This is a genomic window from Micromonospora sp. NPDC049799, assembly GCF_040656655.1.
Lineage (GTDB): Bacteria > Actinomycetota > Actinomycetes > Mycobacteriales > Micromonosporaceae > Micromonospora.
In genome coordinates this window covers 1-6,366 of the sequence record NZ_JBFAMU010000282.1, presented here as the reverse complement: position 1 = coordinate 6,366, position 6,366 = coordinate 1, and the positions used below count along the sequence as shown (strand labels likewise).

At 74.1% G+C, this 6,366-nt stretch carries 6 protein-coding genes; 5 read left to right on the top strand and 1 reads right to left on the bottom strand.

Features of this window, described 5'->3' with window-relative positions:
* Together AB0I76_RS19870 and AB0I76_RS19865 are read left to right on the top strand one after the other, a co-directional pair.
* Positions 1-327, top strand: a 327-nt coding sequence (locus tag AB0I76_RS19870; RefSeq protein ID WP_357037348.1) for a dihydrofolate reductase family protein, incomplete at its 5' end; no start/stop codon positions are given.
* Between the two features lie 40 nt (positions 328-367).
* A complete protein-coding gene (locus AB0I76_RS19865) occupies positions 368-784 on the top strand; it encodes a hypothetical protein (protein WP_357037345.1) in 417 nt (138 codons plus the stop codon).
* A 9-nt stretch (positions 785-793) separates the two neighbouring features.
* Here AB0I76_RS19865 and AB0I76_RS19860 read toward each other — a convergent pair whose 3' ends face one another.
* Positions 794-2,446, bottom strand: coding sequence for a hypothetical protein (locus AB0I76_RS19860; RefSeq protein WP_357037342.1), 1,653 nt, complete (start codon positions 2,444-2,446; stop codon positions 794-796).
* Between the two features lie 218 nt (positions 2,447-2,664).
* Here AB0I76_RS19860 and AB0I76_RS19855 point away from each other — a divergent pair, with 218 nt between their 5' ends.
* From AB0I76_RS19855 to AB0I76_RS19845, 3 genes are all read left to right on the top strand, one after another.
* Positions 2,665-4,416 carry an ATP-binding protein gene (locus tag AB0I76_RS19855; RefSeq protein WP_357037339.1) on the top strand — a complete coding sequence of 584 codons (1,752 nt, stop codon included), beginning with the start codon at positions 2,665-2,667 and terminating at the stop codon, positions 4,414-4,416.
* 14 nt (positions 4,417-4,430) lie between these two features.
* Positions 4,431-5,579, top strand: a complete 1,149-nt coding sequence (locus tag AB0I76_RS19850) for an exonuclease SbcCD subunit D (RefSeq protein WP_357037336.1) — start codon at positions 4,431-4,433, stop codon at positions 5,577-5,579.
* Positions 5,579-6,366 (top strand): SMC family ATPase (locus tag AB0I76_RS19845; RefSeq protein WP_357037333.1); only part of this gene is annotated, 788 nt, incomplete at its 3' end. The genes AB0I76_RS19850 and AB0I76_RS19845, both read left to right, overlap by 1 nt.

The following is a 6,366-nucleotide window of genomic DNA, read 5'->3' as shown; positions in this document are numbered from 1 at the left end:
GCCGACGCCACCGCGCCGCCCGGGCTGACCGACGTCGCGGACGTGGTGCGCGTCGGGGGCGACCGGGTGGACCTCGCCGCCGGCCTGGCCGAACTGCGCGGCCGTGGCCTCGATCAGCTGCTGTGCGAGGGCGGCCCGCACCTGTTCGGCGGGCTCACCGCCGCCGACCTGGTCGACGAGGTGTGCCTGACGGTCGCCCCGCTGCTCGCCGGGCCGGGGCCGGGCCGGATCACCGCGGGCGAGGAGGCCTCCGTCCGTCACCTGCCGCTGCGACACGTCCTGGCCGCCGCCGACGGCGTGCTCATGCTCCGTTACGCGCGCGGCTGACCCGCACACGACCCGGCCCGCGCCCGTCTAGCGTGGGCACATGAGCACTCCGCGGGTGACCGACGGCGTCGGACCGGCGCCCGCCGTGACGCGCCGGCCGCTGCTCGCCGCCGGGCTGCTGGCCGGCGCCGGCCTGCTCGACCTGCTCGGTGCCCTGGCCGCCACCGGTCACGACGCCTTCATGCTTGCCACCCGGAGGGGCGTCTACGAGATCGACATCACCGGGTGGGCGTGGTCGCAGGTGGTCGTCAGCGCGGCGACCATGCTCGTCGCGCTGCTCGTCCTCACCGGCCGCCGCTGGGCGGCGCTCGTCGGCCTGGTCGCCGCCGCCGTCGCGATCGCCGCCGACCTGGTCATCTTCCCGTTCGCGCCGTGGCGGGCGGCGCTGGCGATCGGCCTCAACATCGCGGCGATCCGGCTGCTGCTCCCGTACCGCCGATCCCGGTCGCCCGCCTGAACACCCTCGTCAGCGCGGTTCGCAGATCCGTCCGGTGAACGCCGGGTCGGCCTCCCGGCCGGCCGCCCACACCGGGTTGACGGACAACGCCAGCGGGGGCGGCTGCCAGGCGGCGCCCAGCCGCTGGAGGAGGGCGTACTCCTCCCGTGGTCGGGTGCTCATGTCGCCGGTCAGGAAGTCGACCAGACGGTCGTGGACCTCCCGCTGCCGCAGCACGCCGCCGTGCAGGGCGGGCAACTGGAAGACCGGGATCCGGGCGTACTCCCCCGGAGAGGCCTCGGCGGCGCTCACCGTGGGCAGGAAGGCGATCATGCGTACGCCGGGCACCGGGCAGAGCGTCCGGTTGCGGAAGAACGGCGCGTCGACCAGCACCGACCGGACGAACGGCTCGTCCGGGCTGTTCTTCACCTCCTTCGGCAGGTTGGACAGCGCGGTGATGCCGCGTAGCTGCCATCCGGTGGCCACGCCCCACCCGGAGTATCCGGGCGGCGGGTAGTAGGCCCGCCCCGGCCGGACCAGCGGACTGAACATCATCGCCGCCTCGACCGGCCCCTCCGGCCACTTCTCCAGGTACACCCGCGCCACCATCGCGCCCTCGCTCTCCCCGAGCAGGGCCACCGGCCGGCCGGTCCGCCGGTGCAGCAGGTCCACCTGCGTCGCGAGCAGCGCCGCGCTGGAGTCCAGCGACCGGTGGGTGGCCGACGGGTCGTACGGCAGGGGGCGCTGCCGGTCGTCCAGGCCCCGGTAGGAGAAACGCTCGACGCGAGGATCCGGCGGAGACCGTCCGTCCCAGCTCGAGTCGTGCCCGGCGATGGCGATCACCGCGTGCGGCACCTCATCCGGCAGGCGGTCGACGACGACGGGTGGACTCCATTCGCCGTCCCCGCCGGCGACGATACCGATCACCGACTGGGCCACCACGGAGCCGGCCAGGACGACGACGACCGCCAGGGGCGCGACCGGGACGCGGGCCCAGCGGAGACGGCCGGGCCGGGCGGCGGCGTGCACGGTCTGCCGCCACAGCAGCCCGTTGCCCACGCCGGCGAGGCCGGCCACCACGACGACGGCCCAGCCGGGCGCGGTGGCGATCAGGGCGCCCGAGACGGTCAGCACCGCGAAGTTGAGCAGGGACCAGCCGAACATCTCCGCCGAGGGCAGCCCGCGCCACCAGTGGGCCACCACACCCGCGCGTTGCAGGAAGGGCGCCAGCAGCAGCATCGGCAGCAGCGAGGCGAACAGGTACCAGGAGAGCCCGACCGCCGAGAAGGCCACGGCGAGCGCGGCCCACGGCGCGATGATGACCGCGGCGAGCGCGGCGACCTCCAGGTTGCGCATCGCCAGCCAGCGCCTCGACGGACGGGGCACGTCGGCCGGCCACGCCAACGCGGTCAGGCCGGCCGACAGCAGACCCCGGACCACGATCAGGAGCAGCAGTCCGAGGAAGAAGGTCGTCCAGGAGTCGTGGTAGACGAACAGCCACCGCAGGTCATGGTAGGAGTCGTACGGCCAGACGGCGGTGGCCTGCGGTGCGAGCGGCTGCGCCGCCTTGAACCCGATGGCCACCAGCACCACGGCCTCCACCACCGCCGGCACGGCCGCGAGGGCCAGCAGCGCCGCCAGTCGACCCCGCGTCGATGCCACACCGCCCTCCCGCCCCGTCACGCCGTCGGCTCCTGCGAAGCATCCCCCGGACGGAACCGGCCGGGGGCCGGATCGGCGCATCGCGTGGGCACGGTGCGTCGAAGGACGGTGACGCACCGCGAGGGGCGGATGTCGACCTACGTGGCGTCCGCCGCGTCGCGTGGCGACCTGTCGTACGTCTCGGGCAGGATGCAGGGCGTGTGCCCCGCCCGCGACGACCAGCCGAGAAGAGTTGCCCGATGACCGACGAGGCGTTCGACGGCCCGGCCGAGCAGGTCGGGCGGGTGCTCGGCACCGCCGACGCCACCCCGTTGCAGTTCTGGACGGCGGTCTCCCCCGGCAGCTACCTCCAACTCGACGACGTCGTGGTGACCCGCCGCGAGCTGCCCGACCGTGAGCCGGTGACGATCGCCGGCGTGGTCACGCAGGTACGAGCCCGGCACGAGGGGGCCCAGTTCGACTCCGACGTCTTCGCCATCGCCGACGGCACCCTGCCGGCCCAGGTGCAGGAGGCGGCCGAGATCACCACCACCCGGGTCGACCCGGAGCTGTACGTACCGCCCTCGCCCGGGGCGGTGGTGCACCGGGCGACGGGCGACGCGCGGGCCCGGGCGCTGCACTTCGACCGGATGGAGCGGCGCATCCCCATGGGCATGGGCCGCGACGGGGTCCCGGTCTACCTGAACGCCGACTTCCTCGACGGCAGCCGGGGCGCGCACGTGTCGATCTCCGGCATCTCCGGCGTGGCCACCAAGACCAGTTTCGCCACCTTCCTGCTCTACTCGGTGTTCCGCTCCGGGGTGCTCGGCGGCGACGCGGTCAACGCCAAGGCGCTGATCTTCAACGTCAAGGGCGAGGACCTGCTCTTCCTCGACCACCCGAACACCCGCCTGGACGACGCGACCCGCGCGGCGTACGCCCGGCTCGGCCTGGCCGCCGGGGCCTTCCCGGACGTGCGGGTGTACGCACCGCCCCGGGTCGGTGACTCCTCCGGCACGCCGGACGTCAGCAGCCGCCTCACCGGCGTGGACAGCTTCTACTGGACGCTCACCGAGTTCTGCGCCGACCGCCTGCTGCCGTACGTGTTCGCCGACGCCGACGACGAACGCCAGCAGTACACGATGGTGGTGCACTCGGTCGCCGCCCACCTGGCCCGGCACGCCCAGCCGGCCGACGGCGGGGTGAGCCTCGACGGGGTGCGCCTGGGGTCGTACGCGGACCTGGTCGACCACATCGTGGAGCAGCTCAACGACGACGAGACCCGGTCCGAGTGGGCGGGCAGCGCGGTCGGCCTCGGCACGGTCAACGCGTTCGCCCGGCGGCTGATCGGCAGCAAGAAGGACCTGAGCCGGTTGATCCGCGGCGACCTGGCCACCCGCCGGCCGCACAGCATCAACACCGCCGAGTCCGCCCAGGTCACCGTGGTGGACCTGCACAACCTGCCGGACCGGGCGCAGCGCTTCGTGGTGGGTGTGACCCTCAAGGCCGAGTTCGAGCGCAAGGAGAAGTCCGGCACCGCCAAGCCGCTGCTCTTCGTCGTGCTCGACGAGCTCAACAAGTACGCCCCCCGGGAGGGCTCCTCCCCCATCAAGGAGGTGCTGCTCGACATCGCCGAGCGGGGGCGCTCGCTCGGGGTGATCCTGGTCGGCGCACAGCAGACGGCGAGCGAGGTGGAGCGGCGGATCGTCACCAACTCGGCGATCCGGGTGGTCGGCCGACTCGATCCGGCCGAGGCGTCCCGCCCGGAGTACGGCTTCCTCCCACCGGCCCAGCGGCAGCGGGCGCTCCTGGCCAAGCCCGGCACGATGTTCGTCAACCAGCCGGACATCCCGGTGCCGCTCTGCCTGGAGTTCCCCTTCCCGGCCTGGGCCACCCGGGTCTCCGAGGCCGGGCGGGCCCCGTCGCAGACGCTCCGGTCGATCACCGGGTCGGCGGACCCGTTCGCGGTCGTCGGCTCCGGCGGCGGCAGCGACGACGACATCCCGTTCTAGGGAGTGCACTGCCCATGAAGATCCTGCACACCTCGGACTGGCACGTCGGCAAGGTCCTCAAGGGCCAGTCCCGGGCCGACGAGCACAAGGCCGTCCTCGCCGGGGTGATCGACGTCGCCCGGCGGGAGCAGCCGGACCTGGTGATCGTCGCCGGAGACCTGTACGACACCGCCGCACCGACACCGGAGGCCACCCGGCTGGTCACCCGGGCGTTGACCGCGCTGCGCCGCACCGGCGCCGACGTGGTCGCCATCGGCGGCAACCACGACAACGGGCAGGCCCTGGACGCGCTGCGGCCCTGGGCCGACGCCGCCGGCATCACCCTGCGCGGCGGCGTCCGGGAGAACCCGGACGAGCACGTCATCGACGGCACCACCGCCGGCGGGGAGCGCTGGCGGCTGGCCGCGCTGCCGTTCCTCTCGCAGCGGTACGCGATCCGCGCCGTGGAGATGTACGAGCTGACCGCCGCCGAGGCCACCCAGACGTACGCCGACCACCTCGGCCGGGTGCTGGGGCGGCTGACCGAGAGCTTCACCGAGCCGGACCGGGTGCACCTGGTGACCGCCCACCTGACGGTGGTGGGGGCGACCTCCGGCGGGGGCGAGCGGGACGCGCACACCGTCCTCGGTTACGCCGTCCCGGCCACGGTCTTCCCGGGCACCGCGCACTACGTGGCGCTGGGCCACCTGCACCGCTCGCAGCGGGTGCAGGGGGCGTGCCCGATCCGCTACAGCGGCAGCCCCCTCGCGGTCGACTTCGGCGAACAGGAGAACGTGCCCTCGGTGACCCTGGTCGAGGTGACCGCCACGACGGCGGCGCAGATCCGGGAGGTGCCGGTGACCGCGGCGGCCGCCCTGCGTACGGTGCGGGGCACTCTCGCGCAGCTCGCCGAGCTCGACGCGCCGGACGCCTGGCTGCGCGTGTTCGTGCGCGAGCAGCCCCGCGCCGGCCTGCGCGAGGAGGTGCAGGAGCTGCTGCCCCGGGCGCTGGAGATCCGCATCGACCCGGAGCTGGTGCCGGCGCCGGGCAGCGGCACCCGGGTCGCGCAGCGGGCCGGCCGCTCTCCCCGCGACCTGTTCGCCGACTACCTCGACAGCCGGGGGCACGACGACGACGGCGTCCGGGAGCTCTTCGACGAGCTCTTCGAGGAGGTCGACCACTGATGCGGCCGATCCGGCTGGACATGGCGGGGTTCACCGTCTTCCGCGACGAAACCACCGTCGACTTCACCGACGCCGACTTCTTCGCGCTGGTCGGCCCGACCGGCTCGGGCAAGTCCACCGTGCTGGACGCGATCTGCTTCGCGCTCTACGGCACCGTGCCGCGCTGGGGCGGTGCCCGGGGGCTCGCCAACGCGCTGGCCCCGTCGGCGACCGAGGCCCGGGTCCGGCTGGTCTTCGAGTCGGCGGGCGACCGTTACGTGGCGACCCGGGTCGTCCGCCGGGACGGCCGGGGCAACGTCAAGACCGCCGGCGCCGGGCTCCAGCTCATGCCGGCCGGCTTCGACGTCACGAAGCTGGACACCGGGCTCAGCCCGGAGGACCTCGGCGAGGTCGTCGCCGGCACGGCGGCCGAGATGGACGGCGCGGTGCTGGAGGCGGTCGGCCTGCCGTACGAGCAGTTCACCAGCTGCGTGGTGCTGCCGCAGGGGCAGTTCGCCGACTTCCTGCACGCCAAGCCGGCCACCCGCCAGCAGATCCTGGTCAACCTGCTCGGCCTCGGCGTCTACGAGGAGGTGCAGAAGAAGGCGACCGAGCGGGCCGCCCGGGCGGAGACGAAGCGGGAGACGGTCGACCGGATGCTGGCCGGGCTGGCCGACACCGACGACGCGACGCTGGAGGCGGCGACCGCGCGGGTGGACCGGATGCGGGAGCTGGGCGAGGCGGTGACCGTCGCCGTACCGGAGTGGGAGGCCGCCCGGTCGACGGCCCGGGAGGCGGCCGCGGCGCT